This window comes from Roseateles sp. P5_B10 (assembly GCF_056400485.1).
The window spans coordinates 1-15,361 of the sequence record NZ_JBFULE010000065.1; the positions used below are offsets into that span (position 1 = coordinate 1).

The window sequence follows — 15,361 nt, forward strand, 5'->3', positions numbered from 1 at the left end:
GGCGCAGATCGTCGAGGCCTGGGGCGCCGATGAAGGCGGCTCCATCGAGGTCTATATCCACCGCCTGCGCAAGAAGCTTGAAGGCTCGGGCCTGGCCGTGCGCACGGTGCGTGGCCTGGGCTATCTGCTCGAAGCCACGGCATCGCCATGACGGCCCCGGCCGGCCGCTCGCTGCACCGGCAACTGCTGCTGTGGCTGCTGCTGCCGCAGATCGTGCTGTGGCTGGTGGCGGCTTTCGGCGCCTATCGCCTGGCCAGCAGGCATGCCGACGAGCTGGTCGACAGCAGCCTCTTGCAGGCCGCCCGGGCGCTGGCGCGCCAGATCCGGCCCACGGCCAGTGGCCTCTTTGTCGACCTGCCGCGCTCGGCCCAGGACATCCTCGCTGCCGACCCCGACGACCGCGTCATGTACATGGTCAGTTCGCCGCCGGGCCAGCTGCTGCTGGGCGACGCACGCCTGCCGCCGCCACCAGGATCGCCAGCGCTGAACGAGCCGGTGTTCTTCGACGCCACCGTGCCTGAGCGCATGCGCGTCGTGTCGCTGGACCTGCATCTGGGCGCGGCCGGCACGGCGGATTCGACGCTGCGCGTGCAGATCGCCCGCTCCAGCGCGCCGCGCGAGCTGCTGGCGCAGCGCATGCTGCTGGACACGGCCCTGCCGCTGTCCCTGCTGATCGCATTGATGAGCATGGTGGTCTGGGCCGGCATCCGCAAGGGCCTGAAGCCGCTGGCCGAGCTGCAGCAGCAGGTGGAAGGCCGGCGCGCCGACGCGCTCGACCCGGTGCAGCTGCGCGCCGCGCCGCCCGAGGTCAGCGCGCTGGCCGGCGCCGTCAACGAGCTGCTCGGCCAGGTGCAGCAGAGCCTGGCCACGCAGCGCCGCTTCATCAGCGATGCCGCCCACCAGCTGCGCACGCCGCTGGCGGGGCTGAAGAGCCAGACCGAGTTGGCGCTGGAGGCCAACAGCGATCCGGCCCTGCGCCAGCGACTGGAGCGCGTGCACGAGAGCGCCGTGCGTGGCGCGCGGCTGGTGTCACAGCTGCTGGTGCTGGCCCGCGCCGAGCCCGAGGCCGTGGCGACCCAGGGCTGGGCGGCGGTGGACTGCGACCGCCTGGTACACGAGGTCACGGCCGAATGGGTGCCGCGTGCTCTGGCCGCCGGCTGCGACCTGGGTGTGGACATCGTCAACGCGGGCCTGAGCGTGCAGGGCGTTGAGCTGCTGCTGCGCGAGGCCCTGGTCAACCTGATTGACAACGCGGTGCGCTATGCCGGCCGTGGCGCGGCCATCACCGTCAAGCTGCGCCGCGCGGGTGACGACGTGTGGCTGGACGTCGAGGACAACGGCCCCGGCCTCACGCCCGAGCTGCGCGGGCGCGCCTTCGAGCGTTTCGTGCGCGGCTCGGCCCATGGCGAGGGCTGCGGCCTGGGACTGGCCATAGCCCGTGAGATTGCAGAGCGCCACGGCGGCAGCGCCGAGTTGCTGCCGGCGGCACCCACGGGCTGCATCGCGCGTCTGACACTGCCGGCCGCCTAGGCCAGCAGCTCGGCGACGCGGCTCAGTGCCTCGGCTATGCCATCGGGCGTGACGCGCCCAAAGCCCATCAGCAAGCCGTCCCGCCCGGCCGCAAACGCCTGCAGCGGATACAGCCCCACGTCCACGCGCCGGGCCAGCGCCGCGAGCTGCGGTGCGTCGATAGCAACGCCCGGCTTGAACAGCGCCGCCTGGTGGAAGCCAGCCTCCGCGGGCAGCAGCGTCAGCCATGGCGCCAGCGGCCCGGCAAAGCCCGCCATCARCCGCTCGCGCCGCTGCGCATACTCGGCCACGCAGCGGCGCAGATGCTTGCGGTAGTTGCCTTCGGCCATGAAGCGGGCCAGCACGTTCTGCAGCAGGCTGGGGCCGTGCACGTCGGCCAGGTGCTTGGCGTGCAGCAGCGCGTCGCGCAAGGCCGGCGGCGCGATGACATAGCCCAGCCGCAGCGACGGCGCCAGCGTCTTGGAGAAGCTGCCGACAAAGGCCACGCGGCCGTCCGTGTCCAGCCCCTGCAGGCTGTCGCGCGGTTGGCCCTCGAAGCGGAACTCGCTGTCGTAGTCGTCCTCGATGACGACGGCGCCCGTGCGCGCCGCCCAGGCCAGCAGCGCACGCCGTCGTTCCATGCTCATCGCCACACCGAGCGGGAACTGATGGGCCGGCGTCGTGTAGACGAGCTTGGCGTCGGGCGGCAGCGCGTCGGTCACCAGCCCCTGTTCGTCCACCGGCACGGGGGCGATGCGCGCGCCCTGCGCCTGCAGCAGCCCGGTGATGGGCGGGTAGCCGGGCGACTCGATGGCCGCCACATCGCCGGGCCCGACCAGCACGCGGATGAGCAGGTCGAAGGCCTGTTGCGCGCCCTGGGTGACGATGACGTCCGCCGCCGAGCAGCGCACGCCGCGGGCATAGGCCAGGTGTTCGGCAATCGATTCGCGCAGCGCGGCCAGCCCGGCCGGCGGGGCATGCGCGCCGCCCTGGCCGAGCTGGCGCTGGGCCGCGTGCAGGTGGCGGCGCCAGTCCTCGTGCGGGAAGAGGGCGGGCTCGGGCGAGCCGCCGATGAAATCCCAGCGCGCCAGCGGGTTGTCGGCAAAGCGCAGCAGCGGCACCGGCAGGGCCTGGAAGGCGGCGATGCGTTCGGCGCTGGCGAGGCGCGCGGTGGTTGCCACGGGCCGTTCGGCCTCGGCCGCCGGTAGCGCGCGCACAAAGCTGCCGCGCCCGCGCCGCGCCTCGATGAGCTGCTCCAGCGTCAGCCGCTCATAGGCCTCGGCCACGGTCTGACGCGCCAGGCCCAGTTGCTCGGCCAGCAGCCGTGTGGGTGGCAGCTGGGCACCGGTGGCCAGCCGGCCGCTGCGGATCAGGCCGCGCAGCTGGCGCAGCAACTGCTCGCCCAGCGGCTGGTCGCGGTCGATGACGATGTGGAGATCCATCCGGTGGCCTGCTCGATTTGGTCGGGATTGGACTGCTTGGCGCGGCGCCCGGGATTCAACATTCGTTCACCCCAACCCCACCCACCGGAGCATCTCATGACCACCCCCCGCATCGACTTCTACACCGCCTCTCCCGCCGCCCTCAAGGCCATGCTGACGCTGGAAGGCAGCATCGCCAAGCTGGGCCTGGAGCCCAGCCTCATCGAGCTGGTGAAGATGCGCACCTCGCAGATCAATGGCTGTGCCTTCTGCCTGGACATGCACAGCCGCGATGCCCGCGAGGCCGGTGAGAGCGAGCGCCGCCTGCACGTGCTGCCGGCCTGGCGCGAGACGACGCTGTTCACGCCGCGCGAGCGCGCCGCCCTGGCCTGGACCGAGGCGATCACGCTGATCACCCAGGGCCACGCCAGCGACGCCGACTACGCCGCCGCCACGGCCGAGTTCAACGAGGCCGAGATGGTCAACCTGACACTGGCGATCACGACCATCAATGCCTGGAACCGCTTCGCCATCGGCTTCCGCAAGGCATTGCCCGCCTGAGCGGCCTGATCAGGCGTAGCCGTCCACGCCATTGACGAGCCGCGCGCACAGCCGCGGCTCGCCGAGCTTTTCCAGCCACCAGGCTAGCGCCCGGCCGTCCCCGGCGCGCCAGCCCAGGTAAAGCGTGTTGGGCTCGCGCGGCACGCTGGCCTGCTTGGCCACCAGCTCGCCACGCTTGAGCAGCGAGGCCACGCGCACCTCCGGCAGCCAGCCCACGCCCAGCCCGGCGCGCTGGGCCGCAATCTTGGCCGTCATGCTCGGCACGGCCAGCGTGGCCTGGCCGGCGCCGTGGCCATAGGCTCGGCCATCGCCACGGCGTGAGCTGTCGGCCACGACGACGGCGCGGTGGGCCTGCATCTGCTCGGCCGTCAGCGGCCCCTTGACCTTGGCAAGCGGGTGGCGGGGTGACACCGCGTAGACCCAGCTCAGCACGCCCAGCTCACGCCACTGCACACCGGCCAGCGTGGGCGGCTCGTTCGTCGCACCGATGACGAGGTCGGCTCGGCCCTCGGCCAGCGCCTCCCAGGTGCCCCCCAGCACCTCGTGCGTGATGCGCAGGCTCACGCCCGAAGCCAGCGCATCAAAGTCCTGGATGACCGGCATCAGGCTCTCGAAGGCGATCAGCTCGTCGGTGACGATCAACAGCCGGTCCTCCCAACCCTTGGCCACCTGCGTGACGCGCCGCGTCAGGCGCTGCATGTCGTCGCGCAGCCGCGTGGCCTCGCGCACCAGCAGGGCGCCGGCGGGCGTGAGCTGCAGCCGGTAGCGGCGACGGTCGAAGAGCAGGGCGTCGAAGCGGGTCTCGATCTGGCGCAGCGTGTACGACACGGTCGACGGCGCCTTGCCCAGGCTGGCCGCGGCGCGCGTCAGGCTGCCGCTGGCCCCGATGGCCTCCATCAACTGGATCTCGTCGTCGCTGAGCATGATGTTCGAAAGCCTTGCACGAGTCGGCCAACACGGCCGTGCGTCAAAAGGGACGCTGAATCCGAGTATCGAGTCCACGGCAAACAAGCCGCTAACCGCAGACCCAAAGGAAACCATCATGTCTTCACGCTTCACCAACAAGACCGTCCTCGTCACCGGCGGCACCTCCGGCATCGGCCTGGCCGCCGCCCGCGCCTTCAAGGCCGAAGGCGCCCACGTCATCGTCACCGCCCGCCCGGGCAAGCAGCACGAGACCGAAGGCTTCGAGCTGGTGGCGCTGGATGCGTCTGACGTGCTCGGCGCCCGCGCGCTGGGTGCCCACCTCGCCGCCGCCGGCCGTCAGCTGGATGCCGTGTTCGTCAACGCCGGCATCGCTGAGTTCGCATCCCTGGCCGATGCCAGCGAAGACCTGTGGGACCGCACGTTCAACACCAATGCCAAGGGCGCCTTCTTCCTGATCCAGGCGCTGCGCCCGGTGCTGGCCCGCGGCGCGTCCATCGTGCTGAACGGCTCCATCAATGCCCATATCGGCATGCCCAACTCGGCCATCTACGCCGCCAGCAAGGCCGCGCTGATCTCGATGGCCAAGACGCTGTCGGCCGAGTTGCTGCCGCAGGGCGCGCGCGTCAACGTCATCAGCCCGGGCCCGGTGACCACGCCGCTGTACGGCAAGCTGGGCTTCGACGCCGACACGCTGACGCAGGTCGCCGCGCAGATCCAGAGCCAGGTGCCACTGGGCCGCTTCGGCACACCGCAGGAGATTGCGTCCACGGTGCTGCACCTGGCCGCGCCTGAGTCGGCCTTCATCGTCGGCAGCGAGATCGTTGTCGATGGGGGTATGAGCCAACTTTGAGCAGGGGACGGTGCGGATTGCGACAATCGCGGCTCAGCCTGATTTGCGATTGCCTGATCGACATGCACACCCGTACCGTCTTCGGCGCCTGCCCCCACGACTGCCCCGACACCTGCGCGATGCAGATCACCGTCGAAAACGAACGCGTGATCAAGGTGCAGGGCCGCGCCGACCACCCCAACACGCACGGCGCGCTGTGTACCAAGGTGTCGCGCTACCCCGAGCGCACCTACCACCCCGAGCGCCTGCTGCACCCGCTGAAGAGGGTCAGCAAGAAGACCGAAGCGCCGCGCTTCGTGCAGGTGAGCTGGGCCGAAGCCATCGCCGGCATCGCCGCCCGGCTCCAGGCGGTGAAGGACCCGCAGTGCATCCAGCCCTACAGCTACGCCGGCACCATGGGCCTGATCCAAGGCGAGGCCATGGCCGGCCGGCTGTGGAACGCGCTCGGCGCTGCGCGGCTGGACCGCACCATCTGCGCTTCCGCCGGCGGCGCCGGCCTGGCAGCCACCTATGGCCACAAGCTGGGCATGCACACGCGCCACTTCGCTGGCGCCAAGCTCATCATCATTTGGGGCAGCAACTCCATTGCGTCCAACCTGCATTTCTGGACCTATGCGAACCAGGCCAAGCGCGAGGGCGCCAAGCTGATCTGCATCGATCCGCGCAAGACCGAGACGGCGGACAAATGCCACCAGCACATCGCCGTGCTGCCCGGCACCGACGGTGCGCTGGCCCTGGGCCTGATGCATGAGCTGATCCAAAACGGCTGGCTGGACCAGGACTACATCGACAACCACGTCGACGGCTGGGATGAACTGCGCGGCAAGGCCCTGGACTGGCCGCCCGAGCGCGTCGCCCAGGTCTGCGGCATCAGCCCCGATGAAGTGCGAAACCTGGCCTGCGATTACGCGACCACCAAGCCCGCCGCCATCCGCATGAACTACGGCCTGCAGCGTGTGCGCGGTGGCGGCAATGCCGTGCGGCTGATCGCGCTGCTGCCCTGCCTGACCGGCGCCTGGCGCCACCCCAGCGGTGGCGTGCTGCTGTCGGCCTCGGGCTGGAATGCGCCGTACAAGAACCCGGATCTGGAACGCCCGGGCCTGCTCGCCGGGCGCACACCGCGCATGGTCAACATGAGCACCATCGGCGACGCGCTGCTGCAGGCCGCCCCGCCCATCGAGGCGCTGATTGTCTACAACAGCAATCCCGTCGCCGTCGCGCCGGAGTCGCCCAAGGTGGTGAAGGGCTTTCAGCGCGAAGACCTGTTCACCGTCGTGCTCGAGCACTTCATGACCGACACCGCCGATTTGGCTGACTATGTGCTGCCGGCCACGACCCAGCTCGAGCACCTGGACGTGCACACCTCCTATGGCCACACCGATGTGCTGATGAACCAGCCGGCTGTTGCGCCGCTGGGCGAAGCCAAGACCAACACGCAGATCTTCCGCGAGTTGGCCGCGGCGATGGGCCTGACGGATCCCTGCTTCAAGGACAGCGATGAGGACCTGGCCGCGCAGGCCTTCACGTCAGACATCGACATGGGCCTGCTGCGCGAGCAGGGCTGGCAGCCCCTGCCCATTCCCGAGGCGCCATTTGCCGAGGGCGGCTTCCGCACCCCCAACGGTCGCGCGCAGGCCGCCGGCGCCGACTACGTGCCCAACTACGAAAGCGCGCAAAGCTCGCCCGAACTGGCCGCGCGCTACCCACTGGCCATGATTTCGCCGCCGGCGCGCAACTTCCTGAACAGCAGCTTTGTCAACGTGAAGAGCCTGCGCGACATCGAGGGCGAGCCCATCATCGAGATGCACCTCGGCGATGCCGTCGAGCGCGGCCTGGCCGATGGCGCCCTGGTGGCCGCATTCAACGACCGCGGTCGCTATGTGGCCAAGCTCAAGGTCAGCACGCGCGCGCGGCCCGGCGTCGTCAACGGCCTGGGCGTGTGGTGGCGCAAGCTCGGCGTGCAGGGCAGCAATGTCAACGAGGTCACCCACCAGCGCCTGACGGATATGGGCAATGCCCCGGCTTTCTACGACTGCCTGGTGCAGGTTGAAGCTGCCTGAACTTTCCTGACGTGATTTTTGACGTCTGAACCGGGCGGCTAACGGCGCGATGCGCCGGGACGCGTTGGCACAATCCGTGCCCGGCGCCACGCACGAGGATGCGGTGCCGAGAACACAAGGACAGGGAGAACGATGGAGGGCCTCTTCAAGGCTGGGCTGCGCCATGTGGCGGCTGCCTGTGGACTGATGCTGCTTGCCGCCTGCGGCGGCGGTGGAGGCGGTGGCGGTGTGTCGACGCCGACGCCGCCAACGGCGCCCGCCGTGCCAGACCCGGTCGTGCGCCTCAGCGCCTCGGCCACCCAGCTCTACGCCGGCGAGTACGTGCAGTTCACCGCTGGTGATACGCAGAATGGTGTCAACTGGCGCTGGGAGTTCAGCGACGGCGCAGCGGCCGAAGGCCTCACCGTGGAGCGCCGTTTCGCCCAGGCGGGCAGCTTCACCGCCACGGCCGTAGCGCAGAACAGTGCCGGCGTGACGGCGCGCGCCAGCACCACCGTCCAGGTCGAAGCACAGCCTTCGCCGGTGGCACGTGCTGCCGGCTCACTCTTGCCAGGCTGCAGCGGCCTGCACTGTGCGGTGGCTGCGGATGGGGGCTATGCCGGCAGCGGCGTTGGTGTCTGGCGTTTGCGCAACGCCGGCGCCACGTCCCAACTGGTCGACGTGGACATCGCCAACGTGCAGCCTGGGCAGTCCGTGACGCTGGTATTCAGCAACGGCCAGGCCAGCGATGCCACCGAGCTACCGAAGAGCGGCAGCGCTGCAGTGGTCAGCCTGGGCGCGGCACCGAACGCCCGAATTCAGGCTGCCAGTGCATCAGCTGCCGACGAATCCCATCACGACGCCCTGCACGCGCGCATGCTCGGCCTGCAGCAGCAACAGTCGCTGGAGGATCTGCAGGATCAGCAACTGCCTGCTCGGCCCCTGCCGGAGAGCGCCATCGAGCCGCGCCGCCGCGCCCTCGCCGCCGCCGAGGTCGGCAGCACACGCATCTGGAACGATCTCTATGACGATCCCGCCAAGCCCGTGCCGTTCACGGCCAGCGTGCTGAGCACCTGCAGCACCGGAACCGGCCGTCGTCTCGTCTTCTGGGTGGACCAGGCGCTGACCACGGCCCGCACGGTCGAAGCGGCCCAGATCGAGCCCCTGAAGCGCAGCTTCTGCGGCGACCAGGGCGGCTTTGCTCGTGTCATCGCCATGCTCGGCGACGTCTGGGGCGGCAGCGAGGTGGCCAACCGGCCGTGGTTGATCCAGGAAAGCGCGGCGCAGCTGCAGGACGTGAACATCGTCGTCACCGACCACATGGGCGCCGACGCCTCCGCGGCCGGCTACTTCTATGGGCTGAACAACTCCTACCGCTGGCGCAACAGCCGCTACGCGAATTCCAACGAAGCGCTGGCCTTCTTCGTGAACGGCACGGGCCTGGCAAGCAACCCGACCTTCTACGCGTCCACGCTGGTGCACGAGCTCACGCACATGGTGACCTATCACCAGGGCACGATCCAGCGCGGCCTGCTGCACGACGCCTGGTTGGAAGAGACGGCTGCCATGGCCACCGAAGACCTGCTGGCCGAGACCATCACGCCGGGCGCCAACAAGATCGTCATCTTCAGGCTGCCCAGCTACCTCCGTTCTGGTGGCAGCGTGGCCATGATCGACTGGCTGGAGGACGCCGACAGCGCCAACTACGGAGCCGGCGGCAGCCTGGCCGCCTTCTTGAACCGCCGCTACGGCAGCGGCTGGTGGCGCCAGTTGGTGACTGATTGCAGCGCGACGGCCAGCAGCTACAGCTGCCTGGACACGCTGCTGCGGCGCGCCGGCAGCGAGGGCCTGGCCGACGAGTGGGAGCGCCTTGGCAGCAGCGTGTTCGGCGGCATGCCGCAGCGCCATGCGCCCTGGGGCTACGGCTTCCCCCAGGTGCAGTGGGAAGGGCTGTGGCTGATGGGCACCGACACCGCGCAGCAGGCCACCAGCCGCAAGGCTGCGCCCATCAGCGGACTGACGCGCTTCGGCCGCACCGGGCACACCTACCTGGACGATCAGGTGCCGGCCGGCGCAACGCGCTACCAGCGCCGCGGCGTGCGAGTGCCCGCGGGCACCGTGCTCACGGTGGTGCTGCGCTGACGGTTACCTGCGTGGCGAAGCGGGTGGTGACAATCGCGGCTCCGCTTGCACCGCGATCTCGCTTGATCTCTCCACGCGCTTTACTCGTCGCCGTCGCTGCGCTATCCCTGAGTGGCTGCGGCGCCGTGGGCCATTGGGGCCAGGCCGCCGGCGGCCATCTGGGCATCGTTCGTGCGGCCAGGCCGGTCAGCGACTGGCTGGCCGACCCGGCCACCCCACCCGAGCTGGCCGAGCGCCTGAAGCTGACGCAGCAGATGCGCGACTTCGCCACCGCGCGCCTGGCCCTGCCCGACAACAACAGMTACCGCCGCTATGCCGACCTCAAGCGGCCGGCCGTCGTCTGGAACATCGTCGCCGCGCCCGAGTTCGGCTTCCAGCTCAAGACCTGGTGCTACCCCATCATGGGCTGCGCCGGCTACCAGGGCTGGTTCGACCGCGATGCCGCGCAACGCCACGCCGACGAGCTGAAGGCCGAGGGCTGGGAGGTGCAGGTGCAGCCCATTCCTGCCTATTCGACGCTGGGCTGGAGCCGCTGGTTCGGCGGCGACCCGCTGCTGAACACCTTCATCCGCTACCCCGAGGGCGAACTGGCGGCCATGGTCTTTCACGAGCTGACCCACCAGCGCGTCTACACCAGCGATGACACCGGCTTCAACGAGGCCTATGCCACCGCCGTCGAGATGCTCGGTGCCCGCGAATGGCTGGCGGCCAAGCCCGAGGCCCTGGCTGCCTTCGAGGCCGGGCGGGCGCGGCGGGCGCGCTTCCTGGCGCTGGCGCGCGAAGGGCGGGAGAAGCTCAAAGCGGTTTACGCCGGCCCGGCCGAGTCGCGTGCCGAAGCCAAAGCCGCCGTCATGGCCGAGTTGCGTGAGCGTGCCCCCAAGGAGGCGCCGGGCTACGAAGCCTGGTTCCAGCGTGCCAACAACGCCAGCTTCGCGATCCTGTCTGCCTATGACGAACTGGTGCCGGCCTTCACGCGCCTGTTCGAGCGCGAGGGTCGTGACTGGGTGAAGTTTCACGCGGCCGTCGAGCGGCTGAAGCCGCTCGCGCGCGAGGAGCGTCGGGCTACATTGAAGAGCCTTGAGGGAGGCACTTATGACACTGATCCTGCGACGCGTCCGGCCCAGTGATGCCGCTGCGGTTGCCGAGCATCTGGCCGAGCCGGACATCTTTCCTGGCCTGCTGCAGCTGCCCTACGCCAATGCAGAACTGTGGCAACAGCGCCTGAGCACGCCACCCGCCGCTGGCTCGCCCGAGCTGTTCCTGTTGGCCGAACGTGACGGCAAGCTGCTCGGCAGYGCCGGCCTGCACCCGGTCGGCGCCCAAGTGCGCCGCCGCCACGCAATGGCGCTGGGCATCTCGGTGTCGGCCGCGGCGCAGGGGCAGGGCATCGGCGGTGCCTTGATGACTGCGCTGCTGGACTACGCCGACAACTGGGCGCAGGTTCTGCGCGTGGAGCTGACGGTCTACCAGGACAACGAGCGCGCGATCCGGCTGTACGAGCGCCACGGTTTCGAGCACGAAGGGCGGCTCAGGGCCTATGCGCTGCGTGATGGCGTCTACGTGGATGCGCTGACGATGGCGAGGCTGCATCCGAGGCAGCCGTTGGTGCGAGCAACTGCCGCTTGATCGCTAAATAGGCGGTGTGTGCCAACGCACCGGACTGGCGACGGACAGTTCGTCGCAGGTGTGGCCCCAACGCGAAGACCTCAATCAAGTGGTATTGAGCGGCAGGCTGCTGCGCATGTTCATGCGATGGAGGTGGGGCCGGAATCATGCGCCAGCGGGTGGCTGTTGCGCCAGCCGAACAGGCCGAACAGGCCGGCCAGGACCGCGGCGAGGCCCGCGATGATGGCCGTGGCGCTGGCGACGTGCAGCAGCCGGCGGCGCTGCCTTGCGCTCAGCATGGCTTTGCGTGCCGGAGTCTGCGCGAGCTCGTGAATCAGCATGATCTCGTGCTGGCGCTCCTCGATGGCGCGCGCAAGTTCGCCGCCGTGCTCCATGCGACGCGCGAGTTCGCGCACCGCCTCCAGCTCGCGCTCGCGGATGCGCAGGCCTGGGGCCTTCAGCCGGCTGCCCATGGCGCGGGCGCGCATGTAGAGGGCCTTGGCGGCCAGCCGGTCGGGCTGGCAGCCCCATCCTGACTCCAGGCAGGCGGCCAGGTTGAAGGTGGCATCGGCATGGCCTTGGGATGCGGCGACGGTGTAAAGCGCCACGCCGCGCGGTGCATCGGGGTCGCCACCCCAGCCGGCGACGAGGATGCGGCCTAGATGGAATTTGGCAGTCAGGCTGCCCTCGCTGGAGGCGCGCTCCAGGCGCTCACGGGCCTGCACCGGGTCCCGCGGCAAGCCCAGGCCCTCAAGCTGGCAGAGCGCGAACATGGCCAGTCCCTCGGCGTCGCCCGCGTCGGCGGCGACGCGGAACCAGTAGACAGCCTGTTCATGGTCGGGCTCGGGCGCACGGAAATGCGTCAGCCCCTCCATGAGCGGGTCGAGGCAGAGCGGGTCGGGGTCGACAAGGCGCATGGATCCTCCCTGGGCTTCGGCTGGCTTTGCGCCAGGCTTTTCTGCGCCTAAGTATGGAGGCAAATGCGCCCACGGCAGTGGCACCGCCCTTCTCGCTTAGAGTGGGGTGCACGAGACAACGGAGAGCCGCTGATGGCCGAGATCCGCATTCACCGAGACCACGACCTGGGCCTGAAGAAGGCCCGCGAGATTGCCTGGAAATGGGCCGAGCAGGTCGAAGAGAAGTTCGACATGGAATGCACGGTGCATGAGGGTGACGACGGCGACACCGTGGAGTTCACGCGCTCCGGCGTCAAGGGCGAGCTGACCGTGGCGGCCGACCACTTCGACCTGGTGGCCCAGCTTGGCTTCCTGCTCGGCGCCTTCAAGAAGACGATCGAGGGCGAGATCGAGAAGGAACTCGATGCGCTGCTGGCGGCCGGCAAGAAGAAGGCACCGGCCAAAAAGAAACCGGCTTGAGCACAGGCCCAGCCGGTTCTTGGGCGCCGACGGCGCCGGTTTACTTCAGGGATTCGATGAGGTCGATGTACTGCTGCATCGCGTCATCGGTGCTCGTGCCCTTGAGCTCGTTCCATGCGTCCCACTTGGCACGACCGACCATGTCGGTGAAGCCGGGGCGCTTGCCGTCGACGTCGCCGGCGCTGCCTTGCTTGTAGAGCGCATAGAGCTTCAGCAGCGTCATGTTGTCCGGCCGCTCGGCCAGGTTCTTGGAGTCGGCGACAGCGGCTTCGAATTGGTCTTTCAGGCTCACGGGGGTTCTCCAGGCTGATTGGGGCGTCGATTCTCATGACAATCGACCGACGGGCCGCCGAGTTTAGGCCCGGCCAATAACGAATCCGAGGAGACGCATGGGCCCCAGCAGCGAACGTATGTCCAAGGTGGATACCGCCTGGCTGCGCATGGACACCGAGGCCAACCTGATGATGATCGTCGGGGTCTGGTCCATCCGCCCCGGCATCACGCTGGCCGCGCTGCGCGAACGCGTGGCCGAACGGCTGCTGCAGTACCCGCGCTTTCGGCAAAAGGTCGTCGAGGACGCCTTGCTGGGCGCCCAGTGGGTGGCCGACAAGGATTTCGACATCGCCCGCCACGTTGTCGCCGAGGTGCCGCTGCCCCTGCGCGGCCAGAGCCGTGACGAGGTGCTGCGCGAGCGCGTCGCCGAGCTGTGCTCTGAGGCGCTGGACCCGGCCCACCCGCTGTGGCAGTTCCAGCTCATCGAGGACATRGGCGACGGCACGAGCGCACTGATTGCCCGCATCCACCACTGCATTGCCGACGGCATCGCGCTGATCGCCGTCATGCTGTCCATCACCGATGGCGGCAAGGCGCCGCCCAAGCGCGCGACAAAAGATGTTGAGGAGCCCGGCGAGGCGGACTGGCTGCTCGACGCCTTCCTGCGACCGTTGAGCAACCTGACCGTCAAGGCCATCGGCATGACGGGCAAGGGCGTGGCCAAGGGCGTGGACCTGGCCATGCGTGGCGACACGCCGATGGACTCGTCGCTGGAGATGGCCCGCATGGGCTACCAGGCCGTGTCCGACGTGGCCGCCTTTGCGCTGATGCCCGACGATTCGCCGACGCGCCTCAAGGGCAAGCCCGGTTCGAAGAAGACCGTGGCTTGGGATGACAGCCTGGCGCTGGACGAGGTCAAGGCGGTCGGCAAGGCCCTGGGCGCGTCCATCAACGACGTGCTGCTGGCCTGCGCGGCCGGCGCCATCGGCCGCTACCTGGCGGACAAGGGCGACGACCCGGCGGGCAAGGAGATCCGCGCCATGGTGCCGGTCAATCTGCGCCCGCTGGAGCAGGCCTGGCAACTCGGCAACCGCTTCGGCCTGGTGCCGCTGGTGCTGCCCATCGGCATCGCCAATCCCATCGAGCGGCTGTTCGCGGTACGCGCGCGCATGAGCGAGCTCAAGGGCAGCTTCCAGCCGGTGATGGCCTTCGGCCTGCTGTCTGTCGCCGGCCTGCTGATCAAGCCCGTGCAGCACGCGATGCTCAACCTCTTCGCCAAGAAGGCGACGGCGGTGATGACCAATGTGCCGGGCCCGGCCGAGGCGCTCAAGTTCTGCGGCTCGACGGTGGAGAAGGTGATGTTCTGGGTGCCGCAGTCGGGCGACATCGGCATGGGCGTCAGCATCCTGACCTACGCCGGCCGCGTGCAGTTCGGCCTCATCACCGACACCGGCCTGTGCCCCGACCCCGAGGCCATCATCGCCAACTTTGCGCCGGAGTTCGAGAAGCTGCTGATGCTGGCGCTGATGATGCCCTGGGAAGCCTGAGCCCCTCGTCCAAGGGCATACCTTGGCCGGTCCCCCGAGGTGACGGCGATGCTTGCCGGATTGACCAGCAAGCACATCGCCTTACGCGGGCCGGCTAGGGAGCGGCCCGGCGCTCGGCCCGCAAGGCGCGCGCTCCGGCTGGACTCACTTCGACTTGGGCACCGCCGCCGTCGTGACGGCGTTGGCCTTCTTGGGCTTGGCCTTGCCGGCAGCGGTGGGATAGGCCATCGTCACCGTGGCCGGGTCGGCCTTTTCCAGATAGGACGCGAACTGCGCTTCGTCGCAGGGCTTGGCGTCGTTGTAGTACCGGTGGTCGCCCTTGGGGCGTTCGCCGGTGAAGGTCGGCGCCACCGCGCCGGCGGCGTAGTAGGTGGCGACGTGGCTGGCATAGGCCTGGGCGCAACCATCGTGCAACACGGCCTGGGCGTGGCTGGCCGGTGTGTCGGCCGCGAAGGCCGGCAGCGCGGTGACCAGAGACGCAATGGTGACTGCGAGGGTTCTCATGGCGGACCTCCTTGCTGCTCAAGGTGAGCCCAAGGCTACGCCTAAGTGCAAGCAAATGCACGCCGCACTGCACCAATCAAAAGGCGCCCGAAGGCGCCTTTGCATCGACTCAGCCCTTGGGCGCGGAAGGCGCTGTGGCCGGCTTCTTGGCCTTGGGGCGGCCGGCGGCGGAAGGGTAGGCGCGCATGACGAGGGCAGGGTCGGCCTTGTCGAGATAGGCCGCCAGCTGCTCCTCGGTGCAGGGCTTGGCGTCACCGTAGTACTGGGAGTCGCCGGGGTATTTGTCGCCGCGGTACTCAGGCGCATTGCCGGCTGGGTGATGGGCGCTGAAACTGGCGTAGCTTTGCGCGCAGCCGGTGCGCAATTCGGAACGGGCCTTGTGCACGTCAGCGTCATCTGCGAGGGCAACGGTGCCGGCCAGGCAGGTCAGGGTGGCGATGAGGATCTTCACGGCGTGGCTCCTTGGAAAGTCCGGTGACTTTCAACATTAGGTCGGCCGCGCCGGAAAAACAAAAGGCGCCCCGCAGGGCGCCTCGTTGGCTGACGATTCGAAACGATCGGCGGCGAATCACAGGCGTTTCACAGACGGAAAGGCTCGGCCTTCTTC

Annotated in this window: 16 protein-coding genes; 10 read left to right on the forward strand and 6 right to left on the reverse strand. The window is 69.0% G+C overall.

The genetic code is table 11. The features are described from left to right. Both AC1DU6_RS06895 and AC1DU6_RS06900 read left to right on the forward strand, forming a co-directional pair. Positions 1 to 151: winged helix-turn-helix domain-containing protein (locus AC1DU6_RS06895; protein ID WP_477856418.1), on the forward strand; the 151-nt coding region annotated here is incomplete at its 5' end. Next, positions 148 to 1,530 (forward strand): sensor histidine kinase, encoded by a 1,383-nt coding sequence (locus AC1DU6_RS06900; RefSeq protein ID WP_477856414.1) that lies wholly within the window; start codon positions 148 to 150, stop codon positions 1,528 to 1,530. The genes AC1DU6_RS06895 and AC1DU6_RS06900, both read left to right, overlap by 4 nt. Here the strand turns inward: AC1DU6_RS06900 and pdxR are convergent. After that, positions 1,527 to 2,951, reverse strand: coding sequence for a MocR-like pyridoxine biosynthesis transcription factor PdxR (pdxR, locus tag AC1DU6_RS06905; protein WP_477856415.1), 1,425 nt, complete (start codon positions 2,949 to 2,951; stop codon positions 1,527 to 1,529). The two genes, AC1DU6_RS06900 and pdxR, sit on opposite strands and share 4 nt — an antisense overlap. Before the next feature lie 96 nt (positions 2,952 to 3,047). Here pdxR and AC1DU6_RS06910 point away from each other — a divergent pair, with 96 nt between their 5' ends. After that, positions 3,048 to 3,491, forward strand: a complete 444-nt coding sequence (locus tag AC1DU6_RS06910; RefSeq protein ID WP_056193646.1) for a carboxymuconolactone decarboxylase family protein — start codon at positions 3,048 to 3,050, stop codon at positions 3,489 to 3,491. 9 nt (positions 3,492 to 3,500) lie between these two features. On the opposite strand, the gene AC1DU6_RS06915 is transcribed toward AC1DU6_RS06910, so the two are convergent. Continuing rightward, positions 3,501 to 4,415, reverse strand: coding sequence for a LysR family transcriptional regulator (locus AC1DU6_RS06915; protein WP_457323357.1), 915 nt, complete (start codon positions 4,413 to 4,415; stop codon positions 3,501 to 3,503). A 118-nt stretch (positions 4,416 to 4,533) separates the two neighbouring features. Between AC1DU6_RS06915 and AC1DU6_RS06920 the strand changes: the two genes are divergently transcribed. The 5 genes from AC1DU6_RS06920 (at position 4,534) to AC1DU6_RS06940 (ending at position 11,075) form a co-directional block, all read left to right on the forward strand. Then, positions 4,534 to 5,268, forward strand: a complete 735-nt coding sequence (locus tag AC1DU6_RS06920; protein WP_457323358.1) for an SDR family oxidoreductase — start codon at positions 4,534 to 4,536, stop codon at positions 5,266 to 5,268. Positions 5,269 to 5,330: 62 nt separating this feature from the next. Further along, the gene (locus AC1DU6_RS06925; protein WP_457323359.1) at positions 5,331 to 7,328 is read left to right on the forward strand and encodes a molybdopterin-containing oxidoreductase family protein; all 1,998 of its coding nucleotides are present in this window, start codon (positions 5,331 to 5,333) and stop codon (positions 7,326 to 7,328) included. 132 nt (positions 7,329 to 7,460) lie between these two features. Next, positions 7,461 to 9,449: a M30 family zinc metallopeptidase gene (locus tag AC1DU6_RS06930; protein ID WP_457323360.1), complete on the forward strand. Its 1,989-nt coding sequence runs from the start codon at positions 7,461 to 7,463 to the stop codon at positions 9,447 to 9,449. 62 nt (positions 9,450 to 9,511) lie between these two features. After that, positions 9,512 to 10,576: an aminopeptidase gene (locus AC1DU6_RS06935; protein ID WP_477856416.1), complete on the forward strand. Its 1,065-nt coding sequence runs from the start codon at positions 9,512 to 9,514 to the stop codon at positions 10,574 to 10,576. Beyond that, on the forward strand, positions 10,542 to 11,075 hold the full coding sequence (locus AC1DU6_RS06940; RefSeq protein WP_457323362.1) for a GNAT family N-acetyltransferase: 534 nt from the start codon (positions 10,542 to 10,544) through the stop codon (positions 11,073 to 11,075). Before AC1DU6_RS06935 ends, AC1DU6_RS06940 begins: the two co-directional genes overlap by 35 nt. Before the next feature lie 119 nt (positions 11,076 to 11,194). Here the strand turns inward: AC1DU6_RS06940 and AC1DU6_RS06945 are convergent, their stop codons facing one another. Then, entirely contained in the window at positions 11,195 to 11,971 is a 777-nt protein-coding gene (locus AC1DU6_RS06945) for a tetratricopeptide repeat protein (RefSeq protein WP_457351759.1), read from the reverse strand. Positions 11,972 to 12,103: 132 nt separating this feature from the next. Between AC1DU6_RS06945 and AC1DU6_RS06950 the strand changes: the two genes are divergently transcribed. Then, positions 12,104 to 12,430 carry a polyhydroxyalkanoic acid system family protein gene (locus AC1DU6_RS06950; RefSeq protein ID WP_056193666.1) on the forward strand — a complete coding sequence of 109 codons (327 nt, stop codon included), beginning with the start codon at positions 12,104 to 12,106 and terminating at the stop codon, positions 12,428 to 12,430. A 40-nt stretch (positions 12,431 to 12,470) separates the two neighbouring features. Here AC1DU6_RS06950 and AC1DU6_RS06955 read toward each other — a convergent pair whose 3' ends face one another. Next, positions 12,471 to 12,722 (reverse strand): acyl-CoA-binding protein, encoded by a 252-nt coding sequence (locus AC1DU6_RS06955; protein ID WP_056193669.1) that lies wholly within the window; start codon positions 12,720 to 12,722, stop codon positions 12,471 to 12,473. Positions 12,723 to 12,840: 118 nt separating this feature from the next. On the opposite strand from AC1DU6_RS06955, the gene AC1DU6_RS06960 reads away from it, so the two are divergent. After that, complete coding sequence (locus AC1DU6_RS06960) at positions 12,841 to 14,250, forward strand: wax ester/triacylglycerol synthase family O-acyltransferase (RefSeq protein WP_477856417.1); 1,410 nt, start codon at positions 12,841 to 12,843, stop codon at positions 14,248 to 14,250. A 144-nt stretch (positions 14,251 to 14,394) separates the two neighbouring features. On the opposite strand, the gene AC1DU6_RS06965 is transcribed toward AC1DU6_RS06960, so the two are convergent. Together AC1DU6_RS06965 and AC1DU6_RS06970 are read right to left on the reverse strand one after the other, a co-directional pair. After that, on the reverse strand, positions 14,395 to 14,754 hold the full coding sequence (locus AC1DU6_RS06965) for a hypothetical protein (protein WP_457325885.1): 360 nt from the start codon (positions 14,752 to 14,754) through the stop codon (positions 14,395 to 14,397). A gap of 109 nt (positions 14,755 to 14,863) precedes the next feature. Further along, the gene (locus AC1DU6_RS06970) at positions 14,864 to 15,205 is read right to left on the reverse strand and encodes a hypothetical protein (RefSeq protein WP_056193679.1); all 342 of its coding nucleotides are present in this window, start codon (positions 15,203 to 15,205) and stop codon (positions 14,864 to 14,866) included. Between the last annotated feature and the right edge of the window lie 156 nt (positions 15,206 to 15,361).

Coding starts and splice junctions, on each gene's coding strand:
- AC1DU6_RS06900 (WP_477856414.1), top strand. CDS start 148: ATGACGGCCCCGGCCGGCCGCTCGCTGCACCGGCAACTGCTGCTGTGG.
- AC1DU6_RS06910 (WP_056193646.1), top strand. CDS start 3,048: ATGACCACCCCCCGCATCGACTTCTACACCGCCTCTCCCGCCGCCCTC.
- AC1DU6_RS06915 (WP_457323357.1), bottom strand. CDS start 4,415: ATGCTCAGCGACGACGAGATCCAGTTGATGGAGGCCATCGGGGCCAGC.
- AC1DU6_RS06920 (WP_457323358.1), top strand. CDS start 4,534: ATGTCTTCACGCTTCACCAACAAGACCGTCCTCGTCACCGGCGGCACC.
- AC1DU6_RS06925 (WP_457323359.1), top strand. CDS start 5,331: ATGCACACCCGTACCGTCTTCGGCGCCTGCCCCCACGACTGCCCCGAC.
- AC1DU6_RS06930 (WP_457323360.1), top strand. CDS start 7,461: ATGGAGGGCCTCTTCAAGGCTGGGCTGCGCCATGTGGCGGCTGCCTGT.
- AC1DU6_RS06945 (WP_457351759.1), bottom strand. CDS start 11,971: ATGCGCCTTGTCGACCCCGACCCGCTCTGCCTCGACCCGCTCATGGAG.
- AC1DU6_RS06950 (WP_056193666.1), top strand. CDS start 12,104: ATGGCCGAGATCCGCATTCACCGAGACCACGACCTGGGCCTGAAGAAG.
- AC1DU6_RS06965 (WP_457325885.1), bottom strand. CDS start 14,754: ATGAGAACCCTCGCAGTCACCATTGCGTCTCTGGTCACCGCGCTGCCG.